1 rRNA gene is annotated in these 784 nt (G+C 59.6%); it reads right to left on the bottom strand.

Annotation, left to right across the window (positions count from 1 at the left end):
- Nucleotides 1–784: ribosomal RNA gene (locus V9U69_RS17395) — 16S ribosomal RNA — on the bottom strand; the annotation flags it as partial.

Raw genomic sequence — 784 nt, forward strand, 5'->3', positions numbered from 1 at the left:
GCGGGGCGCTTAATGCGTTAGCTGCGGCACGGAACCCGTGGAATGGATCCCACACCTAGCGCCCAACGTTTACGGCATGGACTACCAGGGTATCTAATCCTGTTCGCTCCCCATGCTTTCGCTCCTCAGCGTCAGTAACTGCCCAGAGACCCGCCTTCGCCACCGGTGTTCCTCCTGATATCTGCGCATTTCACCGCTACACCAGGAATTCCAGTCTCCCCTACAGCACTCAAGTGTGCCCGTACCCACTGCACGCTCAGAGTTGCGCCATGAGTTTTCCCCGCAGACGCGACACACCGCCTACGAGCTCTTTACGCCCAATAATTCCGGACAACGCTTGCACCCTACGTATTACCGCGGCTGCTGGCCAGTAGTTAGCCGGTGCTTCTTCCGCAAGTACCGTCACCACACCGAAATGTGGCTTCTTCCCTGCTGAAAGAGGTTTACAACCCGAAGGCCGTCATCCCTCACGCGGCGTCGCTGCATCAGGCTTGCGCCCATTGTGCAATATTCCCCACTGCTGCCTCCCGTAGGAGTCTGGGCCGTGTCTCAGTCCCAGTGTGGCCGGTCGCCCTCTCAGGCCGGCTACCCGTCGTCGCCTTGGTGGGCCATCACCCCACCAACAAGCTGATAGGCCGCGAGCCCATCCCCAGCCGAAAAACTTTCCACCCACACACCATGCGGTGATAGGTCGTATCCGGTATTAGCCACCGTTTCCAGTGGTTGTCCCAGAGCTGAGGGCAGGTTGCTCACGTGTTACTCACCCGTTCGCCACTGATCCCCC

It is taken from the genome of Kineococcus sp. G2 (assembly GCF_037154035.1).
GTDB lineage: Bacteria > Actinomycetota > Actinomycetes > Actinomycetales > Kineococcaceae > Kineococcus.